Source organism: Paenibacillus sp. YAF4_2 (assembly GCF_052113225.1).
GTDB lineage: Bacteria > Bacillota > Bacilli > Paenibacillales > Paenibacillaceae > Pristimantibacillus.
On sequence record NZ_JBFRCT010000007.1, the window covers coordinates 350,722 to 365,637 of the forward strand.

The window sequence follows — 14,916 nt, forward strand, 5'->3', positions numbered from 1 at the left end:
TCCTCACTCAGAAAAGCGCATTGTCTTTGTCAATGCGGCGTACAATCAAGTTGGCAGATACGACGGTTACGAGTCCTACTACAGATTGCAGGAACCCGACGGCAGCAGCAGAGTTAATATCTCCAAGCTTCGTCAAGGCACGGTAGACGTAGGTGTCGATAATATCAGTGGTCGGGAAGTTTGGCCCAACGTTATTCGGTACAAAATAATGCAGCCCGAAGTCCCCTCTGAAAATATTGCCGAGACCAAGAATGAACAAGATGATGATAAGCGGCTTCAGAAGCGGGAGAGTAATACGGGTCATCATCTGCGCGCGGGATGCTCCGTCTAACTTGGCGGCTTCATAATAATCAGTGCTGATCCCAGTAATACCGGCGTAATAGACAAGGGTGGAGAAGCCAACGCCTTTCCAGAGTGCAACAAGCGGCAGGATGAACAGCCATGGTGTTGTTTCCAAATACCAGTTATGCGTCTTTAGACCAAAGAAAGTAAGTACCGTATTCAGATATCCATTCTGGAAATCCAGAAAGGCGCTGCCGATATAGCCGACCAGTACCATGGAGATGAAGTAGGGAAGGAACAAGGTAGTCTGGTACACTTTTACCAGCTTTCCGCTAAGCTCATTGAGCAGCAGGGCCAGCAAGAGAGAGACGGCCATCGTGAGTAGAATATAAGTAAAGTTGTACAGCAACGTGTTGCGAATAATCCGGAAAGCATCCTGCGCCTTGAATAGAAACTCAAAGTTTTGAAGACCAACCCATTTGCTGCCGAATATCCCCTGATCATATCGGAAATATTTGAAGGCCAGGATTAACCCGACCATGGGCATGTAAGCAATAACGAATTTGAATAAGATGCCGGGCAGAGCAAGCAAGAGCAGCTCGCGGTTTCGGCGGATATGCCAGAACTCCTTGGCAAGCCAGTTTTTTCGTTTTGGCTTCTTAAGGGTAGCAGGCGTTTCCGGGCTGCTTGGAACACCGGCAGACGGGACGTTGGACAAGTGCATCTCCTCCATTCTTTGCTGAGTCCAGCATGCCATGACCGTGATTGTAAGAGATAGAGTTCAATCATTGAAAAACTGTAGAAGTGAGGTGTACTTATTGCGAATTACTGTTTATTACAGGTTTGCGGCATACAAAAAACCGCCTGCATCCTTGGTAGGATAGCAGGCGGTTTGGCCTAAGATATTGATTTCTTAATCCGGAATTCCTTTGGCGTGCTGCCGAACTTGCTTTTGAATAGGCGGAAAAAGTAGCTTTGATTGCCGTAGCCAACCTTCTCCATGATCTCCGTGATTGTACTATCCTCCTTAAGCAGCAGCTCCTGCGCTCTGCTCAAGCGAACATCATTCAAATATTCCGTAATCGTTAATCCGCAGCTGTCTTTGAATAGCTTACCAACATAAGCGGAGCTTAATTTGACCGTTGAAGCAATGGACTGCTGATTGAGATTGTAGTCGGCGTATTTTTGCCAGATAAGTTCTTTGACGGTCTCAATAATCATCTCATTACGTTCCATACTGGAGGGTTTTGCTTCTTCACAGATGGCCGTGCAAAGAGATAAGAAAGCCATATGCAGCTCGTCGAGTGTATAGTAGTCCTGCGGCAGGAGCGGGATACGCTCGACATCCATCGAAAGGTGGGTGATCCGGTTACTCGTAATATCGGCCGCTGCATTTTTGATAATCCACGCCATATCCGATATCGCCCTTCTCATATCCTCAAGCTGCAGCTTTGCTAGAATGTCGAATGCCCGCTCAAGCTCGCTTCCAGCATCGGTCAGCTTCCCTTTCTTGATGGCTTCCGATAACTTCTTCTCCACATCATCCGGCAGAGATTTCTGCTTGTTATCCAGATTTGTACGTATATTCAGTGCTTCTATAGTGGCTTGATAACCCATCAGTATACTGTATTGGCTAAGCTGGTAGGACTGATAATAGCTGGAAGACAGCTGGTTAAGCTGCCCCGTGCTGTCGCTGATGCCGCAAGTAAGGGAGAGGGAATAGAAGCGGTCCAGTACTTGCTGTACATCGGTTATTAAAGGCTTAATGATCGCTGGATCAAGAGGCATTCCGGATAGGATAAAAGTAAAATGATCCTGCTGCATGTCGATGATCTCACAGCCGAATTTCTGAGACATGATTTCTTTTGTAATATTCGTAATGGCAAAGCTATGCAGCTTCTTCATCTCTGGAGATGTTCTTCGGTCATACTCATCGTAGCGGTCAAGCCGAAGGGTACACACCATATGAGGACCGCTTGGTGCAAGCTGCAGCTCATGCTTCATTATTAACTGACGCATATCCATCTCCGAAAGGCTCCTGCTGTCAGTCAAAAATTTACGGATATAATATTTACGCACAATCTGCTCGGAGCTGATCTCCTGCAGTTGTCCTGACAGCTGCTCATAAACATCACTCATTGCATCGAGCTCGCTGCGTGATCTTGGGGAAGGCTCCTGAATGTTCCGCATATGCGGCAGGATTCGCTTCATCATCGTTTCAATTGGGCCATAAAGCTTATAGCTCAGCCAGATGGAAATCCCGATGGAAATAAGGATAAAAGCGCCGGTAAGCATCAAATTCCGTGTGCGCATATCCGAGACGGCTTGCATTAATTGCTTGTAAGGCTGCATGTAAAGAATGGTCCAGTCACCAATACCACGAAGATAAGTCACCATAACCTTCTGCCCTCCGGCCTTGCCAATAACAAAACCGGATTCGCTTGGTTCCCCTGCGTTGTCATTACGAATCAATCGCCCTATATCCTCTTGATTGAAAGTCTGGGAGGAATCACCGCTTTCGAACAATTGGCCGCTGGAGGTCTGAATCAGAATGTCCCCGGTATTCCCATTCCCGGTTCCATTCAGCTTGCTAAGACTCTCGAATACCCAGTCAGGCTTGATAAACAAAATAATCGCCGATTGATCTGGGGTAAATGGCCGGTACGTATCTGTCACAATAAAAGCAAAGGCGTCAATGCCATTGGAGTTATTGAAGCTGAACGGGATAAGTCTGGATGCAGGCAAGCTGTCATTGGTATGCAGCAGCCACTGAAGAATGCTGTTCTTTGTCGAACCGCCATCTACGAGAAAGTCGCTGGAGGATCCGTAAAGCTCTCCTGTTGTCGCATTATAAATAGACATCGAGTGCAGGAAGGAAGAGCTTTCGAGCATGTTGTACATTTGCTGATAGCCGCGAATATAATCCATTTTGGGCAGGTTACTGCTAAACATGAGAGGGATCAAGGTATTATCCCGATAGGCGAAAGAGGATAGATGCACAATAATTTCATTCATATAAGAAAGGTTGTATTGCGTTTGGGTCAGGACCTTTAAGTTCGCTTCCTCTTGGACATTCTTAACCGACCTCTCAAGCAAGTAGGTGTTAACGGCGGATAAGCCCGTGAGGATAAGAGCCATGGTCAGCATGATGGAGAATAGTACGCGTTTAAAATACTTCTTGGATGTAAAGTAGCCGTATGCCTTCATGAGCAACCTACTCCTTTATCAAGCATGAGGTCTATATGTATAGTTGTAAACGCTATCAACCGCTTGCGCAAGGGTTATTTTAGCTAAAATCACCTTATAAATAGCAGATACCGGGATCGTACGCTTTTTAGCATATTGTGCAGTTTACAGTCTTTCGGAACATATGGCAGTGTGGAGCTAAACGATAATCATAAGGCGGTGCAGGAATGCAGGGAATACAAGTACTCTATGTTAGTCCGTTAGCAGGTATGAGCGGTAATGGCGGTAAGGAGCAGCCTTTCCGAGGTATACGCGAAGCGCAGATGGCCGTTAGGACGATGATCGCAAGCGGTGTGACAGGAGGAATAACCGTCATTGTCCAAGGTGGCAGCTATACCCTTGATGAACCCCTTCGCTTCGGCTGTGAGGATTCGGATGCTGAGAGCTGTCCTGTTATCTACCGCAATGCAGAAGGTGAAACACCTGAACTGGTCGGCGGGATGTTCTTAACGGAGTGGGAGCCTCACGGGGATGGCATATGGACGGCACAAGTTCCGAATGGTGTAAGGTTTCACACCCTATATGCAGATGGGGAGCGTGTTGCGAAGGCCAGAATGCCGGCATCCGGCTATTACCATTCGCTTTCTATTGATGAAGATGGACGGGCCGGTATTGGTTATCGAGAGGGTGAGTTTCCGAAAGGGTTAGCCGCAGAGGGGATTCAAGCTTATATTTGGCCGGGCGGCGGGGAAGCGAATTGGTTTGCAGAGACGATTCCAGTTGCTGCGATTGATGACGTTGAACACAAAATTTTGTTTAAGAGACCAAGCTGCTGGGGGATTGGAGAAGGCTCACGTTATTGTTTACAAGGATCGCTTACATTCCTGCGGGAGCCTGGTCAGTTTCATTTGGATGAAAAGGCTGGTGTACTCTACTATCGTCCAGGAAGCGGGACTCCACTTGACCAACGTGTGGTGGCGCCTTTAATGACCAGGCTGTTGGATATTCAAGGGGATAGTGAAGAGCAAAGAGTATCGGGGCTGACCATCACAGGATTAACGCTTAAATGCAGTGATTTCTACGAAGATTTCCGAATGATGAGGGATGAACCAGGTATGGATAACGCCGAGCCCGATGAGAATCGAAACGGTATGGTGTATATGCGTAATGTTCGCGGTATTGAGATTTCGCATTGTGTCATTCGGGAGTCGGGTACTTGCGGCATATACTTGGACCGCTGTGCGGAAGAGGTCAGGCTAGTTCGCAATCGAATTGAGCGGGTAGGCCATACTGGTATTTATGCTTCGGGATACGCTCCTGGTGAAAGTGATTTTCAGGACTGTATAGCACCCAATCAAAATAAAGGTCATCTCATTACGGATAATGTGATTACCTGCGGGGGAGAGCTCGTTGGCCATGGAAGCGGGATCGTCCTATACCAATGTGGAGATTGCGATATCGCCTATAATCAGATCTTGAATATGCCTCGGTACGGCATCTCGATGAAAGGACTGCGTTATCAGGTGATGCCCGCCAAGCTGTGGGGGACAGCGGTTACGTGGGAGAATCATGCTTCCTTCCTTTTCACTCGCAATAACCGTATTCGGTATAATGATTTGTCCAACGTTATGACAGACAGTCAGGATGGTGGCATTATTGAATCCTGGGGCATCGGTCGCGGTAATGTCATTCACGGGAATCATTTGCATCATAGCGGCATTCATTTCTCCTTTGGCTTTGGCATTTACCTTGATGATGCCTCCAATGATGTAGAGGTTACTCACAATGTACTTGATCATTTATATCAGACGGGGGAAGGTAAGCTGTGGATGGCCATTTTCTCGAAAGGGATCGGAAACCGAATTATCAACAACTTGATCACAGATAATGAATCGGAATGTGCCATTGGCACGCAAGAGATGGTTGGTGAGAGTAATCGGGATATTGTAATTGAGTCAAACATCATATCGAACTCTGGCCATATGTACTGCCATGTGAATTGGAGCGAGGAACGGCTGGCGTTTGCGGACCGCAATTTGTACTGGCACGGCGGCGAAGCACCAATCGTATCGGGTGAACTACCTGCACCATCCATCGGGGTGAGCAAAGTCTGGGGCAGGTTGTATGCCTGGGAGTCATGGCGGGAGCTGTTGAATGGGAAGTTTGATGCACAGACGATGATTGCACCTATTGGGTTCGTGGATGAGGCGAATAGTAATTATCAATTAGTACCGGAGTCGCCAGCTTACAAGCTTGGGTGGGAGGATATTGATTTTTCGAAGTTTGGTCCACGGAATTAGCCAGCCAGTAGGTTGTACATCTCACCCAATCATCCGTACAATGGATTTTATACAGTAAAAGTAGGAACAAGAGTGATCGAAAGAGATTACATTGGATTTTATACAATAAAAAGTCCCCTTCGAGACCATTGGCATAGCCTTGAAGAGAATTCCACTGTATAAAGTGCAACGTAGATACTTCGTTCGCTCCTTTATTCTAATTTTACTGTATGTATTCCAACGTGAATGAACAAAGGAATAAGTTGCATCTCAATGAAGCTCTTGTTATAATCGTTTGTAATTATTTGGGTTGAATGAAGGGGTTTTGTATATGAACAGAAGCATACTTAATCAACAACTTCATCATCACAAACAGCGTTAGCACCCCTAGGATAAAAATCTAGGGAGGGCTAACGCATTTCGCGTTGGCCTCCCTGCGGCATAGGAAGTGCGCAGGACCAAGAGGTCCTGCGCGTTTTTTTGTTTTATCCATTTGAAGAGGAGTGCTGGCTATGCAAAATGTAAAAGGTACCAATCATTTTTTTGGAAAAGAAAACAAGTTTTGCGGAAAAGATGAAGTGAAAATCGGCAAGGAAGCGGTTGTAACGGCGGAGGAAGCAATTGAGCAAATCAAAGGGGGAGGCATACAATGAGAACCCAAACCTTGATCTACGACATTCCAGAAAAGATGGAGCTGCTCCAAGCCAGGTTTCAAACCCACAAATCCTTGTTCAATAGAGATGTGCTTAATGGAGTTTTAGCGATTTTCGATGATGTGGCGAAACAAGGGGATAAGGCGATTAGAAGTTACACTATAAAATTTGACGACGTTGAATTGAATACGTTAGTTCTGGACGAGGATTATGTTAATGGTTGTATCTCTTCTCTTACACCTTCATTAAAATCTGCTATTGATCAAGCTATTCATCATGTTATGGAAGTGAACCTCGCTATGCTTCCTCAATCTTGGGAGCGTAACATCAGACCCGGAACCCGAATTGGTGAAACCGTCCGCCCCCTAGATTCCGTTGGAATTTGGATTCCTGCGAGAAAAGGACCACTTCTCTCAACCGCGATCATGCTGGTAACAGCAGCTAAGGCTGCAGGTGTGCCTCGTATTTTTGTTGGGATGCCGCCGCACAAGGATGGACTTGGCGACCCGGGAACCGTTGCTGCGGCCAAGCTGGCAGGTGCGAATCAATTTTTCGTCGGCAATGGGGTGGCAATTATTGCAGGCTTTGCACAGGGAACGACAACTATTCCAGAAGTAGATGGGATTTTTGGGCCGGGTCCAGGCGGTATTGCAGCGGCAATGAGTGTAGCGATGACTTTTGGGAAAAAGAGCGTGTTAGGCATCGGACCAACAGAGTGTGCGATCTTTGCAGATGAGTCGGCTGATCCACTTAGAGTAGCCCTCGATCTAATAAACGAAGGGGAGCATGGTCCCGACTCCTCCGCGCTTTTCATTACAACCTCGCCACGTTTGGCTGAACAAGTGCAGGGAAAACTTTATGCTTGTATCACTGAAGTAGAAGAAAGCCGGAGAGCAAATTTACAGCAGATTTTTGGGCCAAGTGGCAAAGGTGCTATTATTGTCGCGCCTACTTTGAATCAGGCGGCATCTTTTATTAACTGGTTTGCTCCTGAGCATTTAATGATTGTTTGCCAGCAAGAAGAGCAGCTTCTGAAGCAGATCAAACATGCCGGTRAAATTTTAATAGGTGAATATACTCCATTCTCGGCAGCTAATTATGGGATAGGTATTACGGCTGTGCTGCCAACTAATCATTTCGCGAAGGCCTTCTCTGGCGTAACTTCGAAGGAAATGGTGAAATATTCGACCATCGGGCAGCTAAATCAGGAGGCGCTACAGCACATTTATCCAATTATCAAGGAGCTTGGCTCCTATGAACAACTGCCATGCCATGTACGAGCGGCGCAAATTCGTTTATCTAATGTTAACTAGAAGATTGATGGGGTTGCCTGTTGAGCTGACTCGCAGGATAATGGAAATAAATTGAATAGACAAAAAGAAGGTCGAGTGTCTTAATGGGACTTAAACTTAAGGGACGTGTGGCCATCGTTACTGGTGCCAGTCGTGAACGGCTGATATTCTTTTTACACAGTTGATCCTGGTCCAACGGACAGTGGCTGGATGGATGAAAATGTTAAGTCCTATTTACTGCCAATGTTCCCAATGGGGAGAAGTGGACAGCCCGAGGATGCTGCAAGATTAATTACCTTCTTAGTGAGTGATGAAGCAGGATGGGTTACGGGACAGCGAATAGTTTCAGAGGGCGGTTTTATAAATAAGTAGTCCGTAGAGGCAACTGATCAGAATGAACGGCTGCCTTTTGGCAGTAGAAAGTGAGGACCAACATGGCCAACGAACCAGTGGTTTTATTAGGGAATGAAGAAGAAAGTGCCTATATAAGAAAGAGATTAATTGAGTTTAATGCGGAACATGTGCCTGAAAATCTAAGTTCACGTTTTGAAGAAATAAATCTTACAATCAAAGATGATAGTGGCAAGGTGATTGGTGGATTATTGTCGACTCTCTGTTGGAATTGGATTGAAGTAGAAATTCTATGGGTTGAGGAATCTCAAAGAGGGCTAGGATATGGGTCACACTTGTTACATCAAATTGAGCGCATTGCAAAAGAAAAAGGTTGTACGTTTATTAAGCTGAATACCTTCAGTTTCCAAGCTCCTGAATTTTATCAAAAGAATGCTTATATAGAAGTAGCAGTATTTAAAGATGCCCCACTCGGGAGTAACCACTATTACTTTAAGAAAGCCATCTTCTAAGCCATATTTGGAATTAACGGAAGACATGAGCGAGGTAACTTTTAAAATGGTGAAAAAATTAATAGCTTCTTGTTTCCTCTCTTTGTTTATTATTACAGCTATTTATGGTGTTTACGAAATGCAAAAACCGCTGCTTACGAAACAAGAGGCTCTAGCAAAAGCGAGATTGTATCTCGATTCTGTTAATCATCACTTGGACTTAAATTACAGAACGGATAGTATTCCTACATATATAATTCTAGACAATGATACGTTATGGAATAGAGCAACTGGGAATACAGTATGGGATATCTACATTGACGATACTCTCATTACCATTGATGCGGACACAGGGAAGTTTAATAGAATCATATTCCCTACGGATATAACAATTACAAGAGGTGAACATCCCGACTGGTTCTAGTCTAATAATAATCTTTATACCTTCTGAGCCATAATCGTGCTCATTGCATGCTGATGAGGAATGCCGCTGGAGTTGCAGTCAAACACGATCTCGGAGCTGTCCTTGATTAACCAGTCATGGTAATGGGTGAGAAGCTCGCCCGAATGCCACTTGTAGGCATGAGGTTCCTTTTCCGGTGGTGGCGCGATAAATGGCTTATTCACGAAAACGTTCAGAACATGGATTCCGCCTGGATTCGTAAACTGTTTATAGTTCGCGAAAACCTCCTGGCGGAACTCCGGCTTTATATAGTGAAGCACACCGCTAGAATACACAATGTCGTAAGGTATATTCAACCGAAAATCCAGCACATCCGCTTTGATAACATCCACATGGACGCCGGCCCCGTCAGCAAGTCGTTTCGTCTTCTCAATCCCGGCGTCCGACACATCAATCCCTGTAACCTCGTACCCATTCCTTGCAAAAAAAACAGCGTCTCTGCCTTCACCACAGCCGATATCTAGCAGCTTAAGTCGTCTTGTTGGCGGCATATGCTGCAGCACCCGATAGACACCGCTGTTTGGCTCCGTTCCCCAGTAATAACTCTCAGTTTTGTACTCCTCTTCATAAATCGTAATGGGCTGATCCTGCGACACATACCCAAGCAGCTTGTCGATGTTTACTTGAAGGGTACGACATAATTCAGGCAGCAGCGAAAGGTCGGGCATCGTCTGTGCGTTCTCCCATTTGGATACAGCTTGAAAAGAAATACCTAGCCTTGTTGCGAGTTCCTCTTGCGTAAGACCCCGTTCTTTCCGATAAATGCTAATGTTCCGCGCTAATTTCTCTTTCATAGGCCGCTCACACTCCTTTGTTATTACTCATTCTATTGAAGTTGTTTGGCGCAAACAATAACTTCCTAATTGATTTTTCAGGTGACTCAACCTGTGGTTGAGTTTGGTTTTATGCATTGTTTCCGTCCCATTTGGAGCATGAGCTTGTTGAGGCCGCTGCCGATGAATCATTAGTGATATAATCCCTGTAAAAGCTTAATGATGTAAATTCGTTTATCTTGCTCTAACATTGTATACTTATAGTAACTTTATGATTAGGAGGAGATCACTCATCATGTTTACACGAACAGATCATATTGGGACTATTCAGTCAGATATAGAAGTCTTTCAGGCAAGGGAAGAAGATACAGCGGCTGTCCTGCAGCTTCTTGTTAATACAGCGGAATGGCTGAAAAGCAAAGGCTCTACGCAATGGAGTGGTCTTCTGCAAGGAGAAGACTCCCATCGGACGCCAGAAGCGATTAAGCGCGGTGAGGTGTATATTTTTGTCCAGAATGATACCTTAATGGGTATGGTTATGCTGATGCAGCAGGCAAGCCCATGGGATAAGGAACTATGGGGAGAAGAAGGGCATGAGAACTCCGTCTATCTGCACAGGCTGAATATTAACCGAGCGGCAGCGGGCAAAAATCTCGGTGAAGAGATCGTTCGCTGGGCGAGCTCAGGCATTCATTTCCCGGGGAAAGACCGTATCCGACTCGATTGTATTGCCAATAATCCGAAGCTGAACGACTTCTATAAGAATAGCTGCGGCTATGCGTTTAAAGGAACGGCAGTAAATCCGATCGGTGAATTTAATCTTTATGAGAAGCCGGTAACGATTAGCTAATCTAATTGTTGTAATTCCGATCGTTTTACTATACAATCTTCTCAATTACTCGAAATGATCTGTAAGTTTAAGGAGGATCCAAGATGATACAACCGATTCAACCAGCGGAAATACAAAGACGTCTGGATAGCTTGAAAGATCAGGATGTGTATATTCATCTTGAGATGACGACAGGAGCTTACGCGGCTCATATGGACGCCTCTAAGCATCCGGCAGCTACTTTTATAACCAATGCGGTTATTCAATATTCACATGGTTCGATCTCTGGCAATGGTCCATTCCGTGTAGGACTCAAAATGAATCACGGATGGGTATACTCGGAAGGACTTACCCATTATGTAGAAAGCGAGCCGGAACGACTTATTCTCGCCGGCCATGATCAGCAGGGCAAGCTGGTTGTATCACTTCAGCTCAGCCGCGAACCATTCTAGACGCAACTAATGCTTCCGAAGTAGCTTTTATACAAAATTCCTGGCTTATATACTGCAATGTGCTGTAAAAAAGCTTTAAGGAGAGATAAATATGGAACAACGTATTCTAGTCGTCCTGCCGCATCCTGATGATGAAGCTTTTGGATTGTCGGGGACGCTTGCACAATTAATAGACCAAGGTGCTTATGTCACTTACGCGTGCTTGACGCTTGGGGAGATGGCCCGGAACATGGGAACTCCGCCGTTCGCAAGCCGGGTGACACTGCCCCAGATTCGCCGGAAGGAGCTTGAAGAATCCTGCGCAGCCATCGGCATACAGGATTTGAGAACGCTTGGCTTCCATGATAAAACGATTGAGTTCGAGGATAAAGTGCTGCTCGATGAACATATAAATGCTCTTATAGAAGAAGTACGCCCGACCCTTGTTGTCACTTTTTATCCGGGCTACAGTGTCCATCCTGACCATGATGCGACCGGGGAAGCTGTTGTTCGGACGGTGGGCAGACTGCCTGAGGCAGAGCGTCCGCCTGTGTATTGCATGGCGTTCTCCCGGAACCATGAACAGGCGATTGGCAAGCCGGATATTTCATTTGATATCCGGGACTATTTGAAGCATAAGATGGATTCCATCAAAGCGCATCGCTCCCAGTTCCAAGCAGGCGAGATTCTTGGAGACAAGGATCATACGGACAAAGAGCTTCGAGAACGGTTCGGAACGGAACGGTTCTGGACGTATAAGTTTGATTAACAGAAAGAGAGGCTGCCCCTGAATGAATGGGCAGCCTCTCTTTTGTTTAACTGAAGTCTCATCGGTCTTGTATTGAAATTTCCAGTTACTTCTGGGCAACTTTAATTTCGGATTGAAGTTTGTCTAATTCACCTTGTAACGTTTCGGCTGGGACGTCGATGACAACACTGCCACCGTTGGAGTCCTTTTTCACACTTTCAATAATTTCAGGATCTTGGTACAGCTTGGCGATCGCACGGTAGGTTTCATTGTCTTTATCTTCAAGGCGGGTTGCGAATACGTTCAAGTACGGGCGAGTCGTCTCAGACAACGGATCATCATGGAAAATCGCATCCGACAGCTTCAGTCCTGCCTGGCCAGCAATCCCACCGTTAATGATGGAAGCTGCAACGTCTGGCAATACGCGAGGTGTTTGCTGAGCCACAACCGTAACGATTTTGAGCTTATGCGGATTATCTACAATATCATCTGTCGTGCCGTACAGACCAACATTATCCTTCAGCTTCAACAAGCCTGCTGCTTGGAGAACAAGAAGGCCGCGTCCCTGGTTAGCCGGATCGTTTGGTATTGCTATTTGCGCGCCATCCGGAATTTCGGAAACATTCTTATACTTTTTGGAATAAAGGCCAAGTGGTGAGACAACAGTTGATCCAATAGGTACGATATTCAGATTATGCTCAATATTGAACTGGCTGAGGAAGGCCAGATGCTGGAACGAGTTCACATCAACTTCTTTATTCGCGAGTGCGAGGTTGGGCAAAGTATAGTCCGAGAATTCAATAAGCTCGATTTCAACATTCAGCTGTTCTTTAGCCTTTTTCTTCAGCAGCGGCCAAGTTTCACCGTCTGTGCCGGAGACACCAATCTTCACTTTAATCGGCTCTGATGGTTTCACTGGCTCTGGTGTTTGCTCAACCACCGTATTGGCAGCAGATGGGGAAGCATTAGCTGCTGTCGACTTATCCGAGTTAGCTGAAGCAGTCGTATTGTTTGAATCTTTGTTGCTTCCGCAAGCGGACAGCACCCCTACAATTAAAATCAGCATGAGACTTAGGAAGAGAACCTGCTTTTTCATTTTTAACACACTCCTTTTATTTTTTGTATATGGAGATCCCGTTTATCGGCGTAAAAATTTACGTGATATCGTGTTGCCGAGAAATTGGGCGATCTGCACCAGGATAATAAGGACAACGATCGTGACGAACATGACGGACCCGTCGAATCGCTGATAGCCATAAGTCATCGCTAGATCACCAAGCCCTCCTCCACCAACAGTGCCGGCCATGGCAGAGAAATCAATAAGCGCGACAGTCATAAACGTCAACCCGAGGATAAGAGGGCCAAGCGCTTCGAGGATGAGTACACCAACTATGATCTGAACGGGACTGGCTCCCATGGCTTTCGCAGCCTCGATAATGCCAGGATCAACAGCGACGAGATTATTCTCGACAACTCTTGCAATAACAAAGGCTGCAACGATTGTCATCGGAAAGATCGCAGCCCAGGTACCGATGGTTGTTCCAATAACGGCACGGGTGAATGGACTAATTGTGACGAGGAAGATGATGAATGGAACAGGGCGGATAATGTTGATGGCAATATTAAGAAAGGAGAAGACAAAGGTATTCTCCAGAATGTTACCCTTGCGTGTGACAAAGAGTAAGAGTCCGATTATTAACCCCAGGATAGCCCCGAATAGTAAGGTGAAAATAACCATCGTAATCGTCTGGCCTGTTGCCTCAAATATGCGCGGCCAGAACGTATTCCAATCAACTTTCATGGTCGACAACCTCCCTCACTTCAACATTTTGACCAAGCTCATGAATCATAGGATCGAGCTCCGGTGTCTGATTCGGGAACTCCACGATCAGGCTGCCGAACAGCTGCCCCTGTAATTCATTAATGCTGCCGTAAATAATGTTAAAGTCGATATTGTATTTCCTGGCGGTCTGTGACAGGATCGGTTCGCTTGTCGTACCGCCTTTGAATACAATTCGGTAAAGCCGGCCTTTATGGCTCTGCTTCAGAATGTTCAGCAGCTTCGGAGAAAGCTTGTCGTTTTGTACAGAGCTGATGAAGTTCCGGGTTGTTTGTTTTTGTGGATTCGCGAAAATATCAAAGACCTGTCCTTCTTCGATGACACGCCCGTTTTCCATTACCGCTACCCGATCGCAGATTGTACGGATCACATGCATCTCATGTGTAATAAGAAGGATCGTAATGTTGTATTCCTCATTAACACGCTTGAGCAACCTCAGAATTTCGCCTGTTGTCTCGGGATCAAGTGCTGATGTAGCCTCATCGCAAATAAGAATATCGGGTGATGTAGCAAGCGCCCTTGCAATACCTACGCGCTGCTTTTGGCCGCCGGACAGCTGTTCGGGATATTGGTCAGCTTTATCCTCGAGCCCGACGAATCGGAGCAGCTCGGCTACACGAGCCTTGACCTGTTCCTTTGGTATTCTCGCAAGCTTAAGCGGATAAGCAATATTGCCGTATACGGTACGGGAGTTGAATAGATTAAAGGTTTGAAAGATCATGCCGATCTGTCTGCGCAGCTTCCTAAGCTCCCGGGACGAGATCAAGGTTACGTCCTGCTCATTTACGACTACTCTGCCGTTGGTTGGCTTCTCTAATAGATTGACCAGGCGAAGCAGAGTACTTTTACCTGCGCCGCTGAAGCCGATGACCCCGTAGATTTCTCCTTTAGCAATGGAGAGAGAGACGTTATCGACTGCGTTAACCACCTTTTTTTGAGACAGGAAGGTTTTAGACACCGATTCAAATTTGATCAAGTGAAATTCTCTCCTTTATTGCGCATTACTTTGAATAAAGTTTAGTAACCGCATATGTATACTTAGAAAAATAAATAAAAAATGGCCTCTCCTATTTGCAAGAAGAGGCCACTTAATCAGACTGGGCTCCTCTATCTCAGGCAGAGATATGGTTCGCACAGTTCTGAAATGATCAGTCAGCTGTATCGAAAACAACACTATTTAACCATTTGTTGCTTATTGGAGGCGGAATTTTTTATATCCGTGTCTCCAACTTGGGATTTACTATAAAGCGTTAGAGAGGGTGCTGTCAATCCCTGAAAATTCAAAAATATGCTAGCTA

The 14,916-nt window shown here is 45.8% G+C and carries 13 protein-coding genes and 1 pseudogene; 8 read left to right on the top strand and 6 right to left on the bottom strand.

Going from position 1 to position 14,916, the window contains the following annotated elements:
* Window positions 1-7: 7 nt before the first annotated feature.
* Together AB4Y93_RS18500 and AB4Y93_RS18505 are read right to left on the bottom strand one after the other, a co-directional pair.
* On the bottom strand, window positions 8-1,000 hold the full coding sequence (locus tag AB4Y93_RS18500; RefSeq protein ID WP_441894331.1) for an ABC transporter permease subunit: 993 nt from the start codon (window positions 998-1,000) through the stop codon (window positions 8-10).
* Window positions 1,001-1,179: 179 nt separating this feature from the next.
* The gene (locus AB4Y93_RS18505; protein WP_441894332.1) at window positions 1,180-3,489 is read right to left on the bottom strand and encodes a helix-turn-helix domain-containing protein; all 2,310 of its coding nucleotides are present in this window, start codon (window positions 3,487-3,489) and stop codon (window positions 1,180-1,182) included.
* 206 nt (window positions 3,490-3,695) lie between these two features.
* On the opposite strand from AB4Y93_RS18505, the gene AB4Y93_RS18510 reads away from it, so the two are divergent.
* The 5 genes and pseudogenes from AB4Y93_RS18510 (at window position 3,696) to AB4Y93_RS18530 (ending at window position 8,555) form a co-directional block, all read left to right on the top strand.
* Window positions 3,696-5,768: a right-handed parallel beta-helix repeat-containing protein gene (locus tag AB4Y93_RS18510; RefSeq protein ID WP_441894333.1), complete on the top strand. Its 2,073-nt coding sequence runs from the start codon at window positions 3,696-3,698 to the stop codon at window positions 5,766-5,768.
* A 491-nt stretch (window positions 5,769-6,259) separates the two neighbouring features.
* Window positions 6,260-6,400 (top strand): hypothetical protein, encoded by a 141-nt coding sequence (locus tag AB4Y93_RS18515; protein WP_441894334.1) that lies wholly within the window; start codon window positions 6,260-6,262, stop codon window positions 6,398-6,400.
* Complete coding sequence (gene hisD / locus AB4Y93_RS18520; RefSeq protein ID WP_441894335.1) at window positions 6,397-7,713, top strand: histidinol dehydrogenase; 1,317 nt, start codon at window positions 6,397-6,399, stop codon at window positions 7,711-7,713. Before AB4Y93_RS18515 ends, hisD begins: the two co-directional genes overlap by 4 nt.
* A 159-nt stretch (window positions 7,714-7,872) precedes the next feature.
* A pseudogene (locus tag AB4Y93_RS18525) lies at window positions 7,873-8,064 on the top strand (SDR family oxidoreductase); the annotation flags it as partial.
* A 62-nt stretch (window positions 8,065-8,126) separates the two neighbouring features.
* On the top strand, window positions 8,127-8,555 hold the full coding sequence (locus tag AB4Y93_RS18530; protein WP_441894336.1) for a GNAT family N-acetyltransferase: 429 nt from the start codon (window positions 8,127-8,129) through the stop codon (window positions 8,553-8,555).
* A gap of 417 nt (window positions 8,556-8,972) precedes the next feature.
* On the opposite strand, the gene AB4Y93_RS18535 is transcribed toward AB4Y93_RS18530, so the two are convergent.
* Window positions 8,973-9,791, bottom strand: coding sequence for a methyltransferase domain-containing protein (locus tag AB4Y93_RS18535; protein ID WP_441894337.1), 819 nt, complete (start codon window positions 9,789-9,791; stop codon window positions 8,973-8,975).
* A 274-nt stretch (window positions 9,792-10,065) separates the two neighbouring features.
* Here AB4Y93_RS18535 and AB4Y93_RS18540 point away from each other — a divergent pair, with 274 nt between their 5' ends.
* The 3 genes from AB4Y93_RS18540 (at window position 10,066) to bshB2 (ending at window position 11,799) form a co-directional block, all read left to right on the top strand.
* Window positions 10,066-10,620 carry a GNAT family N-acetyltransferase gene (locus tag AB4Y93_RS18540; protein WP_441894338.1) on the top strand — a complete coding sequence of 185 codons (555 nt, stop codon included), beginning with the start codon at window positions 10,066-10,068 and terminating at the stop codon, window positions 10,618-10,620.
* Window positions 10,621-10,703: 83 nt separating this feature from the next.
* The gene (locus AB4Y93_RS18545) at window positions 10,704-11,051 is read left to right on the top strand and encodes a YojF family protein (protein WP_208420346.1); all 348 of its coding nucleotides are present in this window, start codon (window positions 10,704-10,706) and stop codon (window positions 11,049-11,051) included.
* 91 nt (window positions 11,052-11,142) lie between these two features.
* On the top strand, window positions 11,143-11,799 hold the full coding sequence (gene bshB2 / locus AB4Y93_RS18550) for a bacillithiol biosynthesis deacetylase BshB2 (protein WP_441894339.1): 657 nt from the start codon (window positions 11,143-11,145) through the stop codon (window positions 11,797-11,799).
* A gap of 85 nt (window positions 11,800-11,884) precedes the next feature.
* Here the strand turns inward: bshB2 and AB4Y93_RS18555 are convergent, their stop codons facing one another.
* The 3 genes from AB4Y93_RS18555 to AB4Y93_RS18565 are packed head-to-tail and all read right to left on the bottom strand — an operon-like array spanning window position 11,885 to window position 14,594.
* Window positions 11,885-12,874 (bottom strand): MetQ/NlpA family ABC transporter substrate-binding protein, encoded by a 990-nt coding sequence (locus AB4Y93_RS18555; protein WP_441894340.1) that lies wholly within the window; start codon window positions 12,872-12,874, stop codon window positions 11,885-11,887.
* A 42-nt stretch (window positions 12,875-12,916) separates the two neighbouring features.
* A complete protein-coding gene (locus AB4Y93_RS18560) occupies window positions 12,917-13,579 on the bottom strand; it encodes a methionine ABC transporter permease (RefSeq protein WP_441894341.1) in 663 nt (220 codons plus the stop codon).
* Window positions 13,569-14,594 carry a methionine ABC transporter ATP-binding protein gene (locus AB4Y93_RS18565; protein WP_441894342.1) on the bottom strand — a complete coding sequence of 342 codons (1,026 nt, stop codon included), beginning with the start codon at window positions 14,592-14,594 and terminating at the stop codon, window positions 13,569-13,571. The genes AB4Y93_RS18560 and AB4Y93_RS18565 overlap by 11 nt, the downstream gene beginning before the upstream one ends.
* Window positions 14,595-14,916: the final 322 nt, after the last annotated feature.

Excerpts from the sequence above, each read along its gene's own strand:
- AB4Y93_RS18505 (WP_441894332.1), bottom strand. The coding sequence starts at position 3,489 with ATGAAGGCATACGGCTACTTTACATCCAAGAAGTATTTTAAACGCGTA.
- AB4Y93_RS18510 (WP_441894333.1), top strand. The coding sequence starts at position 3,696 with ATGCAGGGAATACAAGTACTCTATGTTAGTCCGTTAGCAGGTATGAGC.
- AB4Y93_RS18515 (WP_441894334.1), top strand. The coding sequence starts at position 6,260 with ATGCAAAATGTAAAAGGTACCAATCATTTTTTTGGAAAAGAAAACAAG.
- AB4Y93_RS18530 (WP_441894336.1), top strand. The coding sequence starts at position 8,127 with ATGGCCAACGAACCAGTGGTTTTATTAGGGAATGAAGAAGAAAGTGCC.
- AB4Y93_RS18535 (WP_441894337.1), bottom strand. The coding sequence starts at position 9,791 with ATGAAAGAGAAATTAGCGCGGAACATTAGCATTTATCGGAAAGAACGG.
- AB4Y93_RS18540 (WP_441894338.1), top strand. The coding sequence starts at position 10,066 with ATGTTTACACGAACAGATCATATTGGGACTATTCAGTCAGATATAGAA.
- AB4Y93_RS18545 (WP_208420346.1), top strand. The coding sequence starts at position 10,704 with ATGATACAACCGATTCAACCAGCGGAAATACAAAGACGTCTGGATAGC.
- bshB2 (WP_441894339.1), top strand. The coding sequence starts at position 11,143 with ATGGAACAACGTATTCTAGTCGTCCTGCCGCATCCTGATGATGAAGCT.
- AB4Y93_RS18555 (WP_441894340.1), bottom strand. The coding sequence starts at position 12,874 with ATGAAAAAGCAGGTTCTCTTCCTAAGTCTCATGCTGATTTTAATTGTA.
- AB4Y93_RS18560 (WP_441894341.1), bottom strand. The coding sequence starts at position 13,579 with ATGAAAGTTGATTGGAATACGTTCTGGCCGCGCATATTTGAGGCAACA.